The organism is Sphingobacterium sp. LRF_L2 (assembly GCF_965644235.1).
In the GTDB taxonomy this organism is placed as follows: domain Bacteria; phylum Bacteroidota; class Bacteroidia; order Sphingobacteriales; family Sphingobacteriaceae; genus Sphingobacterium.
The window spans coordinates 276,976-296,028 of record NZ_CBFFRI010000009.1; the positions used below are offsets into that span (position 1 = coordinate 276,976).

Here is a 19,053-nt window from a genome sequence, read left to right on the forward strand (position 1 = left end):
AAAAAAACTACTATCTCTATAGAACTAACTTTTCAAATAATTCTTGATGGGTCTCATCTGCCGAAAAACATAGTCCCGGATGAATCGGAGAACATTGAATCAATGTACTTCTTTTAGCTGTAAGCCAACGAAAACGCTCGGCCTGCTCCAATAATGCTAATTTACCTGCTTTCTTATCTCCAGCACAAATTTGCTGGAAAGAATCCAAATGTGCCAAAATTAATGCAAGATCTATATCGGGATCGATAGCTCTACATTTGTTTGCATCTATAAAAAATTTAACCGCTGCATACCGTTGTTTCTTACAATACAATGCGACTCCAACATTAAGAAATTCCTCTCTTTCTACCCTAGGAACCACCCGTATAACAGCATACTCATAAACCGTTCTTTCGCTCATTTTCAATTTGCTTTACAAATGTTGTAGAATTCAAAATCCGCTCTTTCAAAAAGGAAACATATACCTGACGTACCTCATTAGGTTCCAGATCTCTCCCTTCTTCGATCAACCATTCATCGGGAACAATATTCAAAACATTCCAAAGATTGTCTTCAGTAAACAATGTTTTATATTGTTCATCTATTTTTTCTACTTCGCTAGCGTATCTTAATAATACATGATCTTTGATCTGCACAAAGGGTTTCTTAGATTGTTCTTGCCAATTGTCCCAAGAATGATGAAAATACAATGAAGCACCATGATCTATAAGCCACAATTCCTTATGCCAAATTAACATATTTGTATTTCGGACCGTTCTATCCACATTCATCAAAAGAGCATCCAACCAAACGATTTTAGATGCTTCTTCCGACTGAATTTCATCCACATTTGCGTCAAATGTAATTGCTCCATTGAGAAAATGCACCCCCAAATTCTTTCCGACAGAAAAACGTAATAAATCCTGTATCTCTTCATCAGGTTCTGTGCGAGCAAACGATTCATCCAATTCGGCGAATACCATCTCTGGCATGCGCAATCCTAAAAACCGGGCCAGCTCTCCTCCTATTAATTCCGCAACAAGAGCTTTCTTTCCCTGACCCGCTCCCCGGAATTTAAGCACATAACTGAATCCATCATCCGCGTCGACCAGACCTGGCAAGGAACCTCCTTCACGAAAAGGTTGGACATAACGGACAACCTGTACATCACGTATTTCCGGCTTAAAATTCTTCATTCGTTATTTTGTATTTAAGTAATCCACTATAGGGATCACCACTAATGCCCAATAATTTGGCAAAAGCGGGTTCTGTTTTCACTCCAGCTCTTTTTAAAGCTATCACTTTCTCTTTAAACTCCTGTCCATACATTGTCAGAATTTCATATTCTTTCAACATATGCATAAAACCGTTTTGTTTCTTAACAGGAATAAATTGTCCAAATATTTCAATTTCAAACATCTCCAATCTAAAATTCACCAACACCGTAAACTCTCCATCAATCCAATGATTAGTTATACAAAAAGCCGGATAATTGGCAAATTTCTCATGTACAAGAGCAGTAAAAGATGAAAAATCCTCAACATAACAAACTATATCCAAATCACTTGAGGCTATAGCAATGTCAAGGGGTACGGTTCCAACTAGGATGGCATCATATGCTTCCAAATTCAATAAAAGGTCATATTTTACCAAGACGTTATAGGCCATTTGCTGCATAGATGTTCCAAGCGCTAAATAGCCTATATCATCAAAGTGCTCTCCAACTGACGATTTCATCCTTCAAATAACGGAAATATTTTTCGCACATATCAAATTGTTCAATTTTGTGACCTTTCTAGTAAACATATTCTAATTATATTTGTAAGACAATAAAAAGAGAACAAAAAGACACTATGATAAATACAGCCGCTGAATACAATAGCGTAATCAATTACTGCAAAGATTTATTTCTAAAGAAAACAAAAGATTACGGAACAGCTTGGCGGATTATGCGTCCCTCCTCGATTACGGATCAAATTTACATTAAAGCTCAACGTATTCGCACATTAGAAGTAAAGAAGATTTCTAAAGTCGGAGAAGGTGTATTAGACGAATACATAGGGATCGTCAACTATTGTGTCATCGCCATGATACAGCTTGATTTGATCCACAACGAGGGAGAAAACCTAGATTATGCTACTGTAGAAAAAGTTTATACAGCAAAAACGGAAGAAACTAGGGAACTTATGTTCGCCAAAAACCATGACTATGGAGAAGCTTGGCGCGATATGCGTATAACATCGTTGACAGATCTCATACTGATGAAGCTCCACCGTGTAAAACAAATCGAAGACAACGACGGACAAACGTTGATTTCTGAAGGGTTAAAAGCCAATTACCAAGACATGCTTAATTATGCGGTATTTGCATTAATTAAATTAGGACTTGCTGAACAAAATTAAAGAGATGGAAACAAATTTTACCCCTACACGCAAACAAAAAATAAAGCCAATAGATGCAATTCTAAGCTTTAGTCGAATATTTGTGGGTCTACTTTTTATATTTTCAGGTTTTATAAAAGCCAATGATCCTACAGGCTTTGGATACAAATTACAAGAATATTTTCATGTTTTCCATACCGACTTTCTAAATGACTACAGCACTTGGATCGCTGTTATTATCTGTGGTTTTGAAATTATATTAGGCGCGTTCTTACTCTTAGGCTTTTACAAAAAAAACGTAGCTTGGGGTTTACTATTACTCATTCTATTCTTTACATTTTTAACTTTTTACTCTGCATTCTTTGAAGTCGTGACGTCCTGCGGATGTTTCGGTGATGCTATTCCCCTCACACCATGGCAATCCTTTATTAAGGATCTTGTTTTATTACTTTTTATTTTAATCATCTTTAAAAACCGTTCTCGTATCTCACCACTCCTCAAAAAGGGAACTGCCGCGAGTCTATTGAGCACAGTCATTGTACTTTTATCCTTTGGTATTGGCATATATACCGTATATTTTTTACCATTGATAGACTTTCTTCCTTATAAGGAAGGTAATAACATCCCTGAATTGATGGTTTTACCGGAAGGAGAACAAGGTGACATCTATGAGTATATCTATGAAATAAAGAATAAAGCCACAGGAGAATCCAAAAAAGTAACGGACAAAGAATACATGAACGGTATCTGGGAAGATGAAAATTGGGAGGTTATCGGTGAGCCAACTTCAAAACTTATAAAGAAAGGCTATCAGATTCCTATTACGGATTTACTTATTTCAGATGCCGACGGCAATGATGTCACACAAGAAATAATAACGAACCCATATTATAATTTTGTCGTCGTGAGCACCTATGTTGATAAGATGTCCACCGCAGACATTATCGCACTAGATAGAATCAATAGTACAATCCGCGATCTTTCTGCAGATTACAACCTTCGAGCGGTATTACTAACAGCGAGTTCTTCGCAAACTGCCGTAGGTCTTAATGAAGAAATGGATTTGGTCTTGGAAACGTTTTATGCAGACGCTATTCCTTTGAAAAGTATGGTACGCTCAAATCCAGGAGTTCTATTATTACAAAATGGCGTGGTAATTAAGAAATGGTCAAAAATTACTTTTCCTTCTAAAGAAGAGCTAGAAGAAGAATACTTAGCAAAATGACAGATAAACCAATCTTCTTAGTCGGATTTATGGGAAGTGGGAAAACGACCTTGGGAAAAAAGCTCGCCAACCACTTACAACGAAAGTTTGTTGATTTAGACCATCTCATCGTCGAACGCGTAGGAATGACAATTCCGGAGTATTTTGTTCAATTTGGCGAAGCTAAATTCCGGGAATTAGAACGTAATGTTCTACAAGAACAAATTCACAAAAACATTGTAGTCTCTACAGGAGGAGGAAGTCCCTGTTATTTTGATAACATGGAATGGATTCTAACGAATGGGCTAGCGGTTTACTTGTATTTAACACCAAAGGCTCTTTACGCCAGATTACATCAATCGAATGTTGCAAAGCGGCCAGCTTTACAAGGACTTCAAGGGGAGGCACTACTGCAATTTATTGAGCAGAAACTAAGCGAAAGAGAGCCATTCTATCAACGTGCTCATTTGCAAATAGATCAACTCAACACCTCGTTAGAAGAGTTGGAAAAATCGATTCAAAATTACTATGTTGAAGATCTTTAATTGTATTCTCCTTTTTGCTGTTATTATATGCTTTAACAGTTGCTTTCGTAGTAATACAGCTACTGATCTTGTCCATGTCAGCAATCACAATCAGGTTTTCAACTTCACAAGTGTAGATGATTTGTATCGTTTTTTAACATATTCGGAGAAACGAGTACCACTTATCAGCGCACATCGTGGCGGGGCTGACATCGACTATCCGGAGAATGCCATTGAAACTTTTCAACGTGTAGCCTACAAAACCCCAGCGATTATAGAATGTGATATTTCGCTCACCAAAGATTCAGCACTCATATTGATGCATGACGAAACCCTCAACAGAACATCAACTGGAAAGGACCGGATCAGTAAGCACAACCTCGACGAAATAAAAAACCTTTATTTGAAAGATAAAGCAGGAAACGTTACGAATCATAGAATACCAACCCTTGAAGAGGCCCTATCTTGGGGAATCGGTAAAGTGATTTTTACACTAGATGTAAAAAAGAATGTGCCATACCATATGGTGATTGATGCCATTCGAAAAACAAAAGCCGAAGCTTACGTAGTTATCATAACATACAGTGCTGACCAAGCGGCCTTAGTCCATAACTTGGCTCCCGATCTTATGATTTCAGCCTCAATTAAAAATCCAGAAGATTTACTCAGGCTAAATGACCGCGATGTTCCGGACACCAGGCTTGTCGCATTTATAGGAACTAATAAACCCGATAATAAAATTACGGATCTGCTGCATCAACACGGTATATTATGTATTCTTGGAACAATGGGCAATATTGATAAACAGGCTATAGTAAGAGGTGAACAGCTTTATAGTGAATTAATCGATCAAGGGGCCGACATACTAAGCACTGATCGTCCTATCCAAGCAGCAAAGTCTTTAGAATATTATATCAATAAAAGAGAGCTCGCCTCTCCATACATCAACTAAAATGTCTATAGAAGTAGCTAAACTTACCAAGCGATATGGATCTCAAAAAGCATTAAATAACATTACTTTCAAAACGAAAGAAAACAGTGTTGTAGGATTTCTAGGGCCAAACGGCGCTGGAAAATCCACAACAATGAAAATTCTAGCGGGAGTGTTACAAGCCAACGAAGGCACATATAGCGTACGCGGTATAGATATACATCAGGAACCGATTACAGCAAAGAAGATAATAGGGTATCTTCCAGAAGACAATCCACTATATCTTGATATGTATGTCCTAGAAATTCTTTCGTTCGAAGCAGACATACACAAAATAAAAAATAAAGCACAACGAATCCGAGAAGTTGTCGCTGAAACAGGATTGGAAACTGAACAACACAAGAAAGTTCGTGAACTATCAAAAGGATTCAAACAGCGGCTAGGCCTTGCCTTAGCAATCCTACACGATCCAAAAGTTCTTATTCTAGATGAACCCACATCAGGGCTAGATCCTAATCAAATTTTAGAAATTAGGTCACTGATAAAATCATTAGGTTCCCATAAAACTGTATTAATTTCCACACATCTTTTGCAGGAAGTTGAGGCAATTTGTGATGAGATTATTATCATAGACCAAGGAGAAATAAGAGTTCACTTCGATTTCCAAGAGATGAAAAATTTATATCCTGATAAATCTTTAGAAGATATTTTTGTAAAGTATACGTTATAAAACAAACTTTTTTTCTACATCTATGTTCTTATGGTAGTACTTTAACACTGATCATATGAAAAATTTTACATGTTTTTTAGCTTTGCTGGGAGGTTTGACCTTTTCAGCTCATGCACAAAAAGTAGAAACAGTTCCTCAAACATCCGCCAATGTAGGCTTAACGCCGATAAAGCAAGGCAACTGGATGGTAGGTGGAAGTATAGGAAATATTGGATACAGTTTTGAAGGTAAAGCATTCAATATTCAGATACAACCCCGTGCAGGCTATTTTGTGAGCGATGGTTTAGCCATCGGAACACAGGCGACTTTAGGCCTCCTCGCAGTTAAAGATGAAGATAACGAATGGAATTATGGTATTGCACCATTCGTACGTTACTACTTCCCGGGAGGTGCAACTTCCTCGAGCAGGTTTTTCACTCAGGGGGACATCGGTATAGCGGGAAGTTCGGGTGGTAATGATGTTTCACTAGCAATCGGAGCAAACGTAGGATACGCCCATTTTATCACACAAACTGTAGCACTAGAAGCAATTCTTGGTTATAACTACAGTAAGGCAAATGTAAACCTTGGCGATAAAGCCACAGGATTGGGTGTAGGCTTAGGTTTTCAAATATACCTTCCCGGAAAAAGATAATATAAAAACAAGTCGTCAAGAAGAAGGCACTTTCAAGAAAGAAAGTGCCTTCTTGCTTTCCTAGAATCTATTTCTTAATTTCGGAACAACAAAATCAAACAATCTTGGTTACTATATTTAGGAAAGAAATTTCTTCTTTTTTCAACTCTTTAATTGGCTATTTGGCAATTGCCATTTTTCTCGTGATCAATGGATTATTGCTATGGATCTTTCCAGACACTTCTATTTTAGAGAATGGCTATGCCAGCTTAGACGTTTTTTTTTATCTAGGCCCTTATTTGTTTATTTTTCTAATACCAGCGATTTCCATGAAAGCGGTTGCTGGCGAAAAAGCAGACGGTACATTCATACTTTTACTAAGTCGTCCAATCTCGCCATTCTATATTATCATGGGAAAATATTTGGGCGTAGTTTGCATTGCATTTCTGATTCTATTACCAACTCTGATCTATGTCTTAAGTTTATATATACTTGCTTATCCCGAGGGTAATATAGATATTGGAGCGCTCATTGGATCTTATCTTGGTTTAATGTTGTTGGCTGCCAGTTACAGTGCAATCAGCATATTTTGCTCTAGTTTAACAAAAAATGTTGTTATCGCATTTTTATTAGGTGTATTTGCCACATTCTTTGCCTACTACGGCTTTGAAGCGATTGGAAACAGTAGTGATTTTTTTCGTAATGGAGAATTTATACAAACACTTGGAATTCAAAACCATTACGATAGCATTAGCCGTGGCGTACTTATAGCAGGAGACCTTATCTATTTTCTCTCGGTCATAGGCTTATTTATACTTTTTACAATAGGCCACACATGGCGTACCTCTCGGAGGCGTCAGGTTACCTTGGTAGGGTACGGTATCGCACTTATCGTCTATTTCTTATTGAATAATATAGTTCCTCAAAATCTTTTAGGAAGAATTGACTTCACAGAAGATAAGAGATTCACCTTGTCAGACTACAGCAAAGAAACGCTCAAAAAACTCGAAGATCCAGTTTATATTACGGTTTTCCTTGACGGCAATCTACCAAGCGGCTTTAACCGCTTAAAACAATCTACCATAAACATCCTAAACGATCTTAAATCATATGCCAAAGGAAATCTTCAATTTGTACAGATAAATCCATTAGCAGGAAGTGACGAAGAGCAAAAAGCGTTTACTCAAGCACTCATCAACCGAGGCATTTATCCCACAAACTTACAAGTAAAGACCAACAATGGGCTTAGCCAAAAATTGATATTTCCATCAGCCGTTCTACAATGCGGCGAGCAGGAAATCACAATTAACCTGCTACAGCAAAAAATGGGGACTAATGCTGAAGAGTCGTTAAACAACTCCATCCAAAATCTTGAGTATGCATTAATATCTGGTATCCAGAAAGTAACGAAGAAAGATGTTGGTTTTATAGGTTTTACCGAGGGGCATGGAGAACCCAGCGATCTTGAGCTTTATGATGCTATGCACAGTTTAACAGATGGCAATCAAGTAGGACGCGTAAACCTCGACATCGCAACCAACGAATCTTTACAGCAGCTAAAGTTAATTTTCATTGTAAAACCAAAAAAAGCGTTTACTGAAAAGGAAAAATATAAATTAGATTACTTTATCCGTCACGGAGGAAATGTTGTTTGGGCTATCGATCAAATCGATGCTGACATGGATCATCTACGTAATTTCGGGCGTCAACCGATCATTGGTCGGTCTCTAAACCTCGATGATCAACTCTTTTTATATGGGATTCGAATTAATTACAACTTAATCGCAGATCTTAACTGTAATCAAATACCAATCACCTTAAATGGTACAGAAAATCCACAGATAGAACTTGTTCCTTGGTATTTTCATCCCATATTGATGCCACAATCTACCAATCCCATCTTAAAAAATCTTGATGGTATTAAAACTGAATTTATAAGCTCTATAGATACGATACGATCCCCCGCTATAAAAAAAGAAGTTCTTTTAAGTTCTTCGCCATATGTAAAAGTTTTTAACACGGCAGCGGAAATAGACCTCCAGATGGTAGAACAAAATCCAGATCCTAAACAATTTCAAGGAACCCCACTGCCTATTGCTGTCTTATTAGAGGGGGAATTTCCTTACCTTTTCGAAAACCGTCCAGTACCCAATGGAATCCAAACCCCAGAAGATCTAAGCAATATTCACAAAAATGCAAAAATGATCGTAGTTGGGGACGGTGACTGGCTAACCAACCAAATAGCCTCGAAAGATCAATCACCTTATCCATTAGGATGGGATCGCTACACAGAAAGACAATTTGCAAACAAGACATTATTAATGAACATGGTTGACTTTCTTCTCAACGATGAGTCTCTAATAAATCTAAGAAATAGAGAAGTAAAAATGAGGCTATTGAATCCCGTCAAAACCAAAGAAGATAAACGTTTTTGGCAAATAATAAATATAGGAATGCCACTACTCATTTTATTGCTCTGTGCCTTTATTCAGCAAGTGTACAGACGCCGTAAATACGGTTAACATATAAAGAGTAATGAACTTTCTCGTATGAAGAAAGTTCATTACTCTCTTTTATCAATTCTTCTTCATTGACCCTGTTTGTGCCAATCGAATATGCCAATTAAATGCCTCTTCCAACAAGTGTGGCGTATGTCCTCCTCGAACACAGGCTCTATCAAAATAGGACTGCAATTCTTCTTTAAAATCTGGATGCACACAGTTATCTATAATTTTCTGTGCGCGCTCTCTTGGCGCTAAACCTCTAAGATCGGCCAACCCAATATCAGTAACTAGGATATCGACATCATGCTCGGTATGGTCAACATGAGAAACCATTGGTAAGACATGCGAGATACTGTTATTTTTTGACGCCGCCTGTGTAACAAAAATGCTCAGGTATGCATTACGGGCAAAATCACCAGATCCCCCAATACCGTTCATTATTTTAGAACCTGCAATATGTGTAGAATTCACGTTACCATAAATATCAAACTCTATTGCCGTATTGATGGCAATGATGCCTAAGCGACGTATAAGACCTGGCGTATTGGATATATTCTGTGGTCTCAACACAATTTTATCCTTGTACTTTTGTAAATTTCCAAAAACACGTTCATAACATTCCGCTGATACTGTAATGGAAGAAGCCGAAGCAAAAGAAAGTTTGCCCGCATCAATAAGATCGAATGTGCTATCCTGAAGAACTTCAGAAAACATAGTCAAATCATAAAAATTACTATGTTTAAAACCTGTAAGTACGGCGTTTGCAACCTTGCCAATCCCAGCTTGTAAAGGCAACAATCTATCCGTCAAATGTCCCAAGTGGACTTCATTTTCAAAAAACTTCAAAATATGCATTGCTATCGCCTCTGTTTTTTGATCCGGTTCCGCAATGTCAGCTGGACTATCTTTTTTATCCGTAAAAACAATACCAACAATCTTGTCCGGATTAACAGGAATAGATTTACGACCAATCTTATTCCAAGGTGCTACGATAGGAATAACATTTCGATGCGGATAATCTTCTGCTTTATAAATATCATGTAATCCATATACCTCCATAGGAATGGCTGTATTGATTTCAACGATTACCTTTTCTGCCAACTCTGCAAAAGTAGCGGAATTACCTACTGAAGTCGTGGGAACCAAACTACCGTCTCTATCGATGTAGGCAACTTCAATTACTGCAATATCAACAGGAGGCAGATTTTTATTATGAAGAAGTTCAGCACTTTCACTAAGATGTTGATCAATAAACAAGACCTCCCCGGCATTGATCTTATTTCGAAGAATTCTATCCACTTGAAAGGGCATACGTTTCTTTAAAGCACCTGCTTCGGCCAACTTCCCATCGGTATCATGGCCTAAAGAGGCTCCGGTCATCAAAGTTACTTTTAACGTCTCTGTCTTAGCCCGTTCCGCCAAAGCTTCCAAAACAACCTTACTGTCGCCGGCCTTGGTAAATCCACTAGCGCCTACAACCATATCATTCTCAAAAAAAAGAACGGCTTGTTGTGCCGACATCACTTTATCTTTTAATTTTTCTAATTTAATTCTATCGTAAGTCATATCCATGTTAACTTCCTAATACTTAAAGGTTACAGAGTAAGATAAGCAATATTAGGCATATTTTCGCGCCCCTTTTTATTGTTTATAGCCATATTATTATCACGAAATTCAAAAAGCAGTACAAAAACCTAAAAATCAAAAGTTTACAACGCCTCCATAAACATAAAAAAATCAAAAACAAACTGAAAGTCAGAAACTTACACTAAAAATAAATGAGTTAGGACTTACTTAAAGCAAGAATTAACCTACCAAAACCGTGAGCAAACACTCACTTTCTTGGTTATCTCATTAAAAAACAAGAAATTTATACACACAACAAAATATATAGTTATGGAAAGAAAAATGTATGTTGACAAATATTATATGACGGAGGTAGATTCATTCGAAGACAGCATATATTGTCATCATGCTATGATGGGAGAAAGCTTTATATCAGAACATACACATGAAAAGGGACAGTTCCTTTATACTGAAGGCGGAATTGTATTTCTACGTACGGACGAAAAGTCTTACTTTCTTCCAGCTAGACACTATATCTGGATTCCTGGAGGTGTACGCCATAGCATACACCCGAGTAGCCCGGAGGTTGTGATGCGTAATTTATATTTTCCGAAATTTGAGACAGATACTCCTTTTTTCGACAAAGTCAATATCTATCCGGTAAACGATTTTTTGATTGAGTTCATTATGTTTACGAATCGATGGACTGGTAATATATTTCCAGTAGAAGAACCTAAATTTTCAATTGCAAAAGCATTCAAACTTGTATTACCGGAGATTTCTCAAACAGAACTCCCTCTTGCTTTACCCTATCCGAAACATGACAAGCTTAAAGAAATTGTTCGCTATCTAGAACATCGCATCGATGAGAATATAAGTTTTAAAAAATTAGCAAGTGCTTTTGATGTTAGTGAACGCACGTTAGCCCGTTTATTTCAACGCGAATTAAACATGTCATTTATCCAATATTATACTATCTTGCGTATGCTTACTGCATTAAAACTTTTACTTGATGATAAGCTAAGCGTTAATGAAGTTGCAATGAAAGTAGGCTATAGCAGTCTACCAACTTTTAGTAATACATTTAACAAAATTATTGGGGTACGACCTAGTGAATATATCAAAAACAAGAATTTATTATTTTAACCTTAAACCAAACGCATGAAAGCCACATTTTTGTCCGTATTAGCAGCAGGAATCTTTCTTTTCAATTGTACAGCACAAACAAAAAAATCTGACTCTAATATCCCTAAGCCCATCCAACTTTTCAATGGTAAAGATATCAAGAATTGGACTCCAAAAATCAGACTACACGAAACAGGTGACAACTACGCCAACACATATCGTGTTGAAGACGGACTTTTAAAAGTACGTTATGATGGTTACGATGATTTTAATCAGCAATATGGACATCTAGCCTATAACACGCCATACAGTTACTATCTACTACGGGTAGAGTATCGTTTTGTAGGTGAACAAGTAAAAGGAGGAGAAGGTTGGGCATGGCGTAATAGCGGTGCAATGTTACATGGACAGGATCCTAAAACTATGTTGAGAGATCAGGATTTTCCCATTTCTATAGAAGGACAGTTTTTAGGCGGAAATGGAACAGATGCACGTACTACTTCTAACCTCTGTACTCCAGGAACCAATGTTGTTTTAAATCAAGAACTTTTCACACCACATTGCACAAGTTCTACATCAAAAACCTATCATGGTGATCAATGGGTGACAGCTGAATTTTTAGTATTAGGGGATTCAATTATCAGACACATACTCGATGGAAATGTGGTATTAGAATACGCAAAACCACAGATAGGTGGCGGAAATGTAGAGAATTTCGATCCTAAGCAAAAGCCAGATGGCAAATTGTTAGAGCAAGGTTACATCTATTTACAGAGTGAGAGTCATCCCATTGACTTCAGAAAAGTGGAGCTATATGATTTGTCTCCTTACAAAAAAGACAAAAATCAACTTGAGAATGTTATTAAGGAATTGCTATAGCCAAAAGAAAAAGATGTAACCGTAGTGGTTACATCTTTTTTTTGAAGAATTTTTAGAATACAAGAAAAGGGATGTTTATAAAAACACCCCTAATATCATCGAGATTAAGAAAGCTTATGCTAACTTAGCAACAAACTTAGTCAACTTAGACTTGTTGTTAGAAGCTTTTCTCTTGTGAATAACATTCTTCTTAGCCAAACGATCAAGCATAGAAACAACTCTTGGCAACAACGTTTTTGCTTCTTCAGCATTCGTTGTATTGCGTAATTTTTTAATTGCGTTACGAGTAGTTTTTGCTTGGTAACGGTTTCTTAAGCGCTTCGCTGCGTTTGCTCTAATTCTTTTTATCGCTGATTTATGATTTGCCATTTTCTTAGCTAATTTTTTTTCTATATCTAGTTTCGGACTGCAAAAATAACACGTTATTTTCAATAATCAAAATCTATTTTAAAAAAATACGAAACAAGCTGAAATAGCGATTCCCTGTTCTAAATTTTAATGTTTAGTTTTGTACTTTTTAATAGAATAGATTAGTATGCAAAAATTATCAATGGATCAATTAAACCGAATTGACATTGAGTCCTTCAAAACACAAGATAAGACCCCTGTGGTAATTGTTTTGGATAATGTAAGAAGTATGCACAATGTGGGCTCTTCTTTTCGAACTGCGGATGGATTTGCTATAGAAAAGGTGATCCTATGTGGTATCACAGCTACTCCACCTCACCGTGAAATTGAAAAGACAGCTTTAGGTGCGACGCAATCGGTCACCTGGGAGTACGTAGAACATACGAACAATGCCATTGCACAATTAAAGGACGAAGGATATACCATCGTAGCAATAGAGCAAGCTCAAGACAGCATTCAGCTCCAGAAATTTGAGGTAGATTCCAACCAAAAATATGCTTTCGTTTTTGGGAATGAAGTCCATGGCGTGTCAGAAGAAATCATGCAAAAAATAGATGCTTGCATTGAAATTCCACAGTTTGGCACCAAGCATTCTTTCAACGTATCGGTGACTATCGGTATCGTGCTCTGGCATTTTGTTCAACGGTTAAAGCTTTTATAAAAAAAAGCCCGATTTAGCGCAAGCTTAATTTTTAGAAGTCATTGCAAAATAGTAGATTTGCTTTGCAAAAAAACAGAAAAAATGAGTGTATTAGTAAATAAAGATTCAAAGGTAATCGTACAAGGTTTTACCGGAAATGAAGGTACTTATCACGCTTCTCAAATGATTGAGTATGGAACGAACGTTGTGGGTGGTGTCACTCCAGGAAAAGGTGGACAATCACACCTAGACCGTCCCGTGTTCAACTCTGTACAAGATGCTGTGGAAGCAACAGGTGCCAACGTTTCAATAATTTTCGTTCCACCTGCATTTGCCGCTGACGCTATCATGGAGGCTGCTCAATCAGGAATTGAAGTTATTGTCTGCATCACAGAAGGTATCCCTACTAAAGATATGATTCAAGTGAAATCTTACTTGAGCGACAAAAAATCTCGTTTAATTGGACCTAACTGCCCAGGTATCATTACAGCTGAGGAGGCTAAAATTGGTATTATGCCTGGTTTTATCTTCAAAAAAGGTAAAGTCGGCATTGTTTCCAAATCTGGAACTTTAACATATGAGGCTGTAGACCAAACTGTAAAAGCAGGTTTAGGTATTACAACAGCAATCGGTATCGGTGGAGACCCTATCATTGGAACCACAACAAAAGAAGCTGTAGAGCTATTAATGAATGACCCTGAGACTGAAGGTATCATCATGATTGGTGAAATCGGCGGTGGAATGGAAGCTGAGGCAGCTCATTGGATTAAAGAATTTGGAACAAAACCGGTCGTAGGATTTATTGCAGGCCAAACAGCGCCTCCGGGACGTCGTATGGGCCATGCTGGAGCTATCGTTGGCGGTGCTGATGATACAGCAGCTGCTAAGATGAAAATCATGCGTGAGTGCGGTATACGTGTAGTTGAATCTCCTGCAGAAATCGGAGTTGCAATTGCAGAAGAATTAGCAAAATAGTTTTTATTAATTCCTATAATAAAAAAAGCTCGAAGTAATCTTCGAGCTTTTTTTATTATAATAACCATTATTAACTCCTTCAATCATACAATATCAACATATGGTACCGGATCTTGTTATCTTGAGCAGCAATAGATTATCATCAGGCGATGTTCTTATTTTTTCTTGCTCTCATAAGAATTGATCGCATTCGCAATATCATCTATAGAAAAATTTCCTTTAACCTCAATAAATACATGTTCACCCTCCTCAGAAGAAACTCCTAGCATCAATCTTCGTATCTTATCCTTTTTCATTTGCGCATTCACGCTAATCCGATCCCCATCACTAATAATACTTGCATATTCTTCCATGTCTTCTTCTTTTAGAAATTTCTTAAAGTTTTCCTGAATGCGGCCGTTATCTTCCGTATTAGATAAAGTGGTGAGTTTTACACTTTTTATCTTGCGCATAGCTAAACGTAGCGTTTCATCATCATTCTGCAATTCCTTCACTAAAAACGGCTTCACCAAGAACATCGGTATTTTAATAGAAACAATTTCGGCTTCATGTCCAGCAATCGAACGGTTAACGAAGCTCATGTTGGAGTTCTGTCTTACATAGCAGGACTGAATCAGAACAATTAAAACGACACAAAATGTGAATTGATATAGCTTTACCATATTTATTTCTCCTTAACCAAGTTATTAATGTCTTCATAATGTATTGTTCCGTCTAAGATCATAAAAATGGTACTCCCATCAGCCGAAATGTCCAACAGCAGATTTTTTACGATATCGTTCTCCGTCTTTTCTGCCAAAAACTTAATTCGGCTACCATCGCTATGTATCGCCATAAGTTCCTCATAGTTTATATTAGCGAAAGCATTTTTAACTTCACGCTGCACATTCAATACAGAATCTTCTTCCACGATAAGCATTTTAATAGAATTAATCTTTGTCAGTAAGGGTTTAATTTGGCCCATTTCTTCATCACCTAAATTCAATTTATTAATCATGTTGAACATAGGTTTTCCGATTTTGATAGATGTCACACCTTTAGCCTCTTGATAGGTATCAAAAATCTTATCTAATTTGGAAACTTGTGCATCTGCTATTATCGATAACAGCAACAATGCTATGGTTAATATTGCTTTCATTTTTGTTATTTAAAGTTCTACATGAATATATTTTACTTTCTCTATAGCTTCTTTTCCCTCATAAAGGTTTGTCGTTATAAGTTTTAAGGAAGCCAAAACAATTTCCTCTGCTTCCACCTCATCCTGGATAGGTTTACCGTTTACCATTACAAAGGATTCAATCGCATCACTTTCCCCAGCTATCTCTTTTTCTCCCTCTATAATCTGCTTTTCTCTTTTCTTCGACAATCTATTTGGGATTGCATGTACAATGAGCTTATCCGTTTCTCTATCTGCATTTTGCACTGCAATGCTCTCGCTTAATGATTTACTTGATTTCGGTATAAGTTTTACCTCGGCAAATTGCGGACGTATTGTGGCCTGATTATCGGCCTTAAATGGTTCGAAAAATAAAAAAGCACTAATGATTAAGACGACAGCGGCTACATAATAAAGTAAGTTGTAAATCACTCTTTCCTTACCTTTCTTTGGGGATACTTTTTTATCCCTCAAATCGATATTAGTCAGAAAGTCTTCAAAATCCATATCCACTCTTTCATTCGATAGCTGATGCAGACCGTTAAAATAATTTGAATCGGCATTCTGCTTAAGTTCAAGTTCGTCCTTTAAAGACGAAGTTCCTTTCCAATATCTATCTTCCGATTCCTTTAATTTGTCTTTTTTCATAGTCAAAAATCTTCTGCAGTTGTCCTCTAATTTTTTGTCTAGCTCGCATCAGGTTTACCCGAACCGCATTTTCTTCCATTAGCGTCACTTCACATATTTCACTTATTTCATATTCCTCAATATCCCTCAAATGCATCACCAATTGTTGTTTCTCTGGCAGCTTATTAATCAGCTGTTCTATCAGTTCCTTTGTTAGCGATGGATATCTTTCGCCCTCCACCTCTTCAACCAATGTGTTATGATACAATTGAACAATCTTGGTTCGTTTTATCTTGTTCATGGCATCGTTGCGCACACAGCGCATAGCAAATGCTTCTATATTACCAATACGCATAAGTTCATCACGCATTTGCCAAAGCTTCATCATTACTTCCTGCACCAAATCATAAGCTTCATCCGAATCTGTTAGGATACTCTTTGCAAAGCGATACATCTTGTCTTTAAAAACAAATACCGTATTCTTAAACGTATCTTGATTCATTTGGCTCATTTAATAGGAAGACAATTAACTCTGCTAAAATATTACATACAAATTTCATTTTTTTTAAAAATGTTTATAGAAGCACTAACAACATTTTATGTAACTTAAATTCCGATTACAAAACTCCAATTTTTTAGGCATGAATAAATTTCTTATCACATCATTTTTCTTACTACTCACACTCCTCGTTTATAGCCAGGAAGTAAACGAAGAATATGTAAAAAAAAATTACAGCAAAATCGAAAAATATATCACGATGCGGGATGGCGTCCAGCTATTTACATCGATATATATTCCTAAGGACCAAAAGCAAAAATACCCCATACTTCTTAATCGGACACCTTATACCGTTGCTCCTTATGGAGAGAATAAGGTAAAATCTTATCTCGGAAATTTTCCGGAAATGACTAAAGCAGGGTACATCTTTGTCTACCAAGATGTACGAGGGAAATGGATGAGTGAAGGGATATACGAAAACATACGCCCTACCCGCTCCAAAGCAAACAACCAAACCATAGATGAAAGTACAGATACTTATGACACCATAGATTGGCTGGTAAAAAACATACAGAATAACAACGGCAACGTTGGCATTTATGGCATCTCTTATCCCGGATTCTATTCTACGGCAAGTTTAATAGAAACACATCCTGCGCTCAAAGCGGTTTCGCCCCAAGCTCCAGTTACAGATTGGTTTATTGGTGACGATTTTCATCATGGGGGTGCACTATTTCTCATGGATGCATTTCGGTTTATGTATACTTTTGATGCTCCGCGTGACAAGCCAGTAACAAACGAAAATGGTCCAACTGGTTTCCAGCTAAAAGACAGAGACTATTACCGTTTTTTCCTCAAAAACCCAACGCTTTCGGGACTAAAGTCTACCTACTTAGGCCATACGGTCAAATTTTGGGATGATCTGGCGAAACATAGCATAAGAGATACTTTTTGGACAAGCCGTACCATAACAGAACATCTTGGCAATATCAAACCTGCTGTCATGGTCGTTGGTGGGTTCTTTGACGCAGAAGATGCTTATGGTACTTTTGAAACATACCAACAGATAGAGAAAAAAAGTAAAAAAAACAATAATATACTCGTCGCTGGCCCTTGGTATCATGGTGGTTGGGTACGTTCTGATGGAGACAACTTCGGAGACATCAAATTTGGAGAGAAAACCGGCAGATATTATCGGGAACAAATTGAATTACCTTTCTTCGAATATTATTTAAAAAACAAAGGAAGTTTTCATCCATCTGAAGCCACTATCTATATTACCGGATCCAACCAATGGCGCCAATTCACACAGTGGCCGCCACGCGAAGCTGAGATAAAAACACTTTATTTAACGTCACAAGGAGGATTAACAGACCATAAGGGGGAAACGAAAGACGTACAGATACAATATACAAGTGACCCCGAAAAACCCGTACCTTTCCAAGATGGAATTATTACAGATCGTACACGCGAATATATGATCGCAGACCAACGATTTGTGTCAAATCGACCAGATGTTGTCGTTTTCCAAACAAAAGCGTTGGAGGAAGATATGACCATTGTTGGGCCAGTAGAGGCAAATCTCGTCGTTTCCATGAGTGGCACCGATGCCGATTTTATCGTCAAAGTTATTGATGTCTATCCCGATAGCTCTTCCGCGATCTCTGCATCGAAAGAAGACGTTATTATGCAAAACTATCAAATGCTTGTAAGAGGAGAAGTCTTACGCGGTAAATTTAGGGACAACTATAGCAAGCCTATACCATTCGTTCCTAATGAAAAAACAAACGTTACAGTAAGACTCCCCGACGTAGCACACACCTTTAAAAAAGGGCATAAGATGATGATTCAAATACAGCATTCGTGGTTTCCTCTTGTAGATCGTAACCCGAACCAATTTATGGATATCTATCAAGCAAAAGCTGAGGATTTTATCAAAAACCAACATACGTTATATTTCTCTAAAGAAAGTGCCAGTAACATTGTCTTCAAAACGCTAATTACTCGTTAATCAATGTGGTAAAAACTTGAAATCCAACAAGTAAAAAGTTCTAATAAGAATAAGGAGGCTTCTCATTCAGAAGCCTTCTCTCGTACTAGCATTGAATGCATCCATAGCGACAGATACGGCGTATAATAAAAATAACCTTAATGGATACAAGTAATTCGGAAAAACGGGGATCTAAGTAGAGATATAAAATTTAGGATCTTGTTCGGTAGCGTTGTGGTAGAATATGTTTACATAAAAAAGGCCCCTCCAGTTATCACTGAAGGGGCCTGTATAAAATTAGGCACCGACCTACTCTCCCACC

Annotated in this window: 21 protein-coding genes; 12 read left to right on the forward strand and 9 right to left on the reverse strand. The window is 37.3% G+C overall.

Features of this window, described 5'->3' with window-relative positions; all coding sequences use genetic code 11:
- Positions 1 to 16 precede the first annotated feature (16 nt).
- From ACSZOX_RS18670 to ACSZOX_RS18680, 3 genes are read right to left on the reverse strand one after another with little or no spacing between them, the layout of a single operon-like run.
- Positions 17 to 400: a DUF3037 domain-containing protein gene (locus ACSZOX_RS18670; protein ID WP_437921702.1), complete on the reverse strand. Its 384-nt coding sequence runs from the start codon at positions 398 to 400 to the stop codon at positions 17 to 19.
- Positions 378 to 1,175 (reverse strand): HipA family kinase, encoded by a 798-nt coding sequence (locus ACSZOX_RS18675; protein WP_437921703.1) that lies wholly within the window; start codon positions 1,173 to 1,175, stop codon positions 378 to 380. Before ACSZOX_RS18675 ends, ACSZOX_RS18670 begins: the two co-directional genes overlap by 23 nt.
- Complete coding sequence (locus ACSZOX_RS18680) at positions 1,162 to 1,716, reverse strand: DUF4269 domain-containing protein (RefSeq protein WP_437921704.1); 555 nt, start codon at positions 1,714 to 1,716, stop codon at positions 1,162 to 1,164. The genes ACSZOX_RS18675 and ACSZOX_RS18680 overlap by 14 nt, the downstream gene beginning before the upstream one ends.
- A gap of 116 nt (positions 1,717 to 1,832) precedes the next feature.
- On the opposite strand from ACSZOX_RS18680, the gene ACSZOX_RS18685 reads away from it, so the two are divergent.
- From ACSZOX_RS18685 to gldG, 7 genes are all read left to right on the forward strand, one after another.
- Positions 1,833 to 2,381, forward strand: a complete 549-nt coding sequence (locus ACSZOX_RS18685) for a DUF1599 domain-containing protein (RefSeq protein ID WP_437921705.1) — start codon at positions 1,833 to 1,835, stop codon at positions 2,379 to 2,381.
- Between the two features lie 4 nt (positions 2,382 to 2,385).
- Positions 2,386 to 3,585 (forward strand): BT_3928 family protein, encoded by a 1,200-nt coding sequence (locus tag ACSZOX_RS18690; protein WP_437921706.1) that lies wholly within the window; start codon positions 2,386 to 2,388, stop codon positions 3,583 to 3,585.
- Positions 3,582 to 4,109: a shikimate kinase gene (locus tag ACSZOX_RS18695; RefSeq protein WP_437921707.1), complete on the forward strand. Its 528-nt coding sequence runs from the start codon at positions 3,582 to 3,584 to the stop codon at positions 4,107 to 4,109. Before ACSZOX_RS18690 ends, ACSZOX_RS18695 begins: the two co-directional genes overlap by 4 nt.
- On the forward strand, positions 4,093 to 5,040 hold the full coding sequence (locus ACSZOX_RS18700) for a glycerophosphodiester phosphodiesterase family protein (RefSeq protein WP_437921708.1): 948 nt from the start codon (positions 4,093 to 4,095) through the stop codon (positions 5,038 to 5,040). Before ACSZOX_RS18695 ends, ACSZOX_RS18700 begins: the two co-directional genes overlap by 17 nt.
- A gap of 1 nt (position 5,041) precedes the next feature.
- The gene (locus tag ACSZOX_RS18705; protein WP_437921709.1) at positions 5,042 to 5,749 is read left to right on the forward strand and encodes an ATP-binding cassette domain-containing protein; all 708 of its coding nucleotides are present in this window, start codon (positions 5,042 to 5,044) and stop codon (positions 5,747 to 5,749) included.
- Positions 5,750 to 5,804: 55 nt separating this feature from the next.
- Complete coding sequence (locus ACSZOX_RS18710) at positions 5,805 to 6,383, forward strand: hypothetical protein (RefSeq protein WP_437921710.1); 579 nt, start codon at positions 5,805 to 5,807, stop codon at positions 6,381 to 6,383.
- A 161-nt stretch (positions 6,384 to 6,544) separates the two neighbouring features.
- Positions 6,545 to 8,884, forward strand: coding sequence for a gliding motility-associated ABC transporter substrate-binding protein GldG (gene gldG / locus ACSZOX_RS18715; RefSeq protein WP_437921711.1), 2,340 nt, complete (start codon positions 6,545 to 6,547; stop codon positions 8,882 to 8,884).
- Between the two features lie 54 nt (positions 8,885 to 8,938).
- Here gldG and ACSZOX_RS18720 read toward each other — a convergent pair whose 3' ends face one another.
- Positions 8,939 to 10,438, reverse strand: a complete 1,500-nt coding sequence (locus ACSZOX_RS18720; RefSeq protein WP_437921712.1) for a succinate CoA transferase — start codon at positions 10,436 to 10,438, stop codon at positions 8,939 to 8,941.
- A gap of 324 nt (positions 10,439 to 10,762) precedes the next feature.
- Here ACSZOX_RS18720 and ACSZOX_RS18725 point away from each other — a divergent pair, with 324 nt between their 5' ends.
- Positions 10,763 to 11,578 (forward strand): AraC family transcriptional regulator, encoded by an 816-nt coding sequence (locus ACSZOX_RS18725; protein WP_437921713.1) that lies wholly within the window; start codon positions 10,763 to 10,765, stop codon positions 11,576 to 11,578.
- A 15-nt stretch (positions 11,579 to 11,593) separates the two neighbouring features.
- Positions 11,594 to 12,436, forward strand: a complete 843-nt coding sequence (locus tag ACSZOX_RS18730; RefSeq protein WP_437921714.1) for a 3-keto-disaccharide hydrolase — start codon at positions 11,594 to 11,596, stop codon at positions 12,434 to 12,436.
- Positions 12,437 to 12,550: 114 nt separating this feature from the next.
- Here ACSZOX_RS18730 and rpsT read toward each other — a convergent pair whose 3' ends face one another.
- The gene (gene rpsT / locus ACSZOX_RS18735; RefSeq protein WP_437921715.1) at positions 12,551 to 12,805 is read right to left on the reverse strand and encodes a 30S ribosomal protein S20; all 255 of its coding nucleotides are present in this window, start codon (positions 12,803 to 12,805) and stop codon (positions 12,551 to 12,553) included.
- Between the two features lie 166 nt (positions 12,806 to 12,971).
- Here rpsT and ACSZOX_RS18740 point away from each other — a divergent pair, with 166 nt between their 5' ends.
- Positions 12,972 to 13,505: an RNA methyltransferase gene (locus ACSZOX_RS18740; RefSeq protein ID WP_437921716.1), complete on the forward strand. Its 534-nt coding sequence runs from the start codon at positions 12,972 to 12,974 to the stop codon at positions 13,503 to 13,505.
- An 81-nt stretch (positions 13,506 to 13,586) separates the two neighbouring features.
- The gene (sucD, locus tag ACSZOX_RS18745; RefSeq protein WP_437921717.1) at positions 13,587 to 14,459 is read left to right on the forward strand and encodes a succinate--CoA ligase subunit alpha; all 873 of its coding nucleotides are present in this window, start codon (positions 13,587 to 13,589) and stop codon (positions 14,457 to 14,459) included.
- 155 nt (positions 14,460 to 14,614) lie between these two features.
- Here sucD and ACSZOX_RS18750 read toward each other — a convergent pair whose 3' ends face one another.
- Genes ACSZOX_RS18750 through ACSZOX_RS18765 form a run of 4 tightly spaced genes read right to left on the reverse strand, consistent with a single transcriptional unit; the run spans position 14,615 to position 16,744 of the window.
- Positions 14,615 to 15,121 carry a DUF4252 domain-containing protein gene (locus ACSZOX_RS18750; protein WP_437921718.1) on the reverse strand — a complete coding sequence of 169 codons (507 nt, stop codon included), beginning with the start codon at positions 15,119 to 15,121 and terminating at the stop codon, positions 14,615 to 14,617.
- Positions 15,122 to 15,123: 2 nt separating this feature from the next.
- Positions 15,124 to 15,597 (reverse strand): DUF4252 domain-containing protein, encoded by a 474-nt coding sequence (locus tag ACSZOX_RS18755; RefSeq protein ID WP_437921719.1) that lies wholly within the window; start codon positions 15,595 to 15,597, stop codon positions 15,124 to 15,126.
- A 9-nt stretch (positions 15,598 to 15,606) separates the two neighbouring features.
- Positions 15,607 to 16,263 (reverse strand): hypothetical protein, encoded by a 657-nt coding sequence (locus ACSZOX_RS18760; protein ID WP_437921720.1) that lies wholly within the window; start codon positions 16,261 to 16,263, stop codon positions 15,607 to 15,609.
- The gene (locus ACSZOX_RS18765) at positions 16,229 to 16,744 is read right to left on the reverse strand and encodes an RNA polymerase sigma factor (RefSeq protein WP_437921721.1); all 516 of its coding nucleotides are present in this window, start codon (positions 16,742 to 16,744) and stop codon (positions 16,229 to 16,231) included. The genes ACSZOX_RS18760 and ACSZOX_RS18765 overlap by 35 nt, the downstream gene beginning before the upstream one ends.
- A 139-nt stretch (positions 16,745 to 16,883) precedes the next feature.
- Between ACSZOX_RS18765 and ACSZOX_RS18770 the strand changes: the two genes are divergently transcribed.
- Positions 16,884 to 18,752: a CocE/NonD family hydrolase gene (locus ACSZOX_RS18770; protein WP_437921722.1), complete on the forward strand. Its 1,869-nt coding sequence runs from the start codon at positions 16,884 to 16,886 to the stop codon at positions 18,750 to 18,752.
- Positions 18,753 to 19,053 lie beyond the last annotated feature (301 nt).

Excerpts from the sequence above, each read along its gene's own strand:
- ACSZOX_RS18670 (WP_437921702.1), bottom strand. The coding sequence starts at position 400 with ATGAGCGAAAGAACGGTTTATGAGTATGCTGTTATACGGGTGGTTCCT.
- ACSZOX_RS18675 (WP_437921703.1), bottom strand. The coding sequence starts at position 1,175 with ATGAAGAATTTTAAGCCGGAAATACGTGATGTACAGGTTGTCCGTTAT.
- ACSZOX_RS18680 (WP_437921704.1), bottom strand. The coding sequence starts at position 1,716 with ATGAAATCGTCAGTTGGAGAGCACTTTGATGATATAGGCTATTTAGCG.
- ACSZOX_RS18685 (WP_437921705.1), top strand. The coding sequence starts at position 1,833 with ATGATAAATACAGCCGCTGAATACAATAGCGTAATCAATTACTGCAAA.
- ACSZOX_RS18690 (WP_437921706.1), top strand. The coding sequence starts at position 2,386 with ATGGAAACAAATTTTACCCCTACACGCAAACAAAAAATAAAGCCAATA.
- ACSZOX_RS18695 (WP_437921707.1), top strand. The coding sequence starts at position 3,582 with ATGACAGATAAACCAATCTTCTTAGTCGGATTTATGGGAAGTGGGAAA.
- ACSZOX_RS18700 (WP_437921708.1), top strand. The coding sequence starts at position 4,093 with ATGTTGAAGATCTTTAATTGTATTCTCCTTTTTGCTGTTATTATATGC.
- ACSZOX_RS18705 (WP_437921709.1), top strand. The coding sequence starts at position 5,042 with ATGTCTATAGAAGTAGCTAAACTTACCAAGCGATATGGATCTCAAAAA.
- ACSZOX_RS18710 (WP_437921710.1), top strand. The coding sequence starts at position 5,805 with ATGAAAAATTTTACATGTTTTTTAGCTTTGCTGGGAGGTTTGACCTTT.
- ACSZOX_RS18720 (WP_437921712.1), bottom strand. The coding sequence starts at position 10,438 with ATGGATATGACTTACGATAGAATTAAATTAGAAAAATTAAAAGATAAA.
- ACSZOX_RS18725 (WP_437921713.1), top strand. The coding sequence starts at position 10,763 with ATGGAAAGAAAAATGTATGTTGACAAATATTATATGACGGAGGTAGAT.
- ACSZOX_RS18730 (WP_437921714.1), top strand. The coding sequence starts at position 11,594 with ATGAAAGCCACATTTTTGTCCGTATTAGCAGCAGGAATCTTTCTTTTC.
- rpsT (WP_437921715.1), bottom strand. The coding sequence starts at position 12,805 with ATGGCAAATCATAAATCAGCGATAAAAAGAATTAGAGCAAACGCAGCG.
- ACSZOX_RS18740 (WP_437921716.1), top strand. The coding sequence starts at position 12,972 with ATGCAAAAATTATCAATGGATCAATTAAACCGAATTGACATTGAGTCC.
- sucD (WP_437921717.1), top strand. The coding sequence starts at position 13,587 with ATGAGTGTATTAGTAAATAAAGATTCAAAGGTAATCGTACAAGGTTTT.
- ACSZOX_RS18750 (WP_437921718.1), bottom strand. The coding sequence starts at position 15,121 with ATGGTAAAGCTATATCAATTCACATTTTGTGTCGTTTTAATTGTTCTG.
- ACSZOX_RS18755 (WP_437921719.1), bottom strand. The coding sequence starts at position 15,597 with ATGAAAGCAATATTAACCATAGCATTGTTGCTGTTATCGATAATAGCA.
- ACSZOX_RS18760 (WP_437921720.1), bottom strand. The coding sequence starts at position 16,263 with ATGAAAAAAGACAAATTAAAGGAATCGGAAGATAGATATTGGAAAGGA.
- ACSZOX_RS18765 (WP_437921721.1), bottom strand. The coding sequence starts at position 16,744 with ATGAATCAAGATACGTTTAAGAATACGGTATTTGTTTTTAAAGACAAG.
- ACSZOX_RS18770 (WP_437921722.1), top strand. The coding sequence starts at position 16,884 with ATGAATAAATTTCTTATCACATCATTTTTCTTACTACTCACACTCCTC.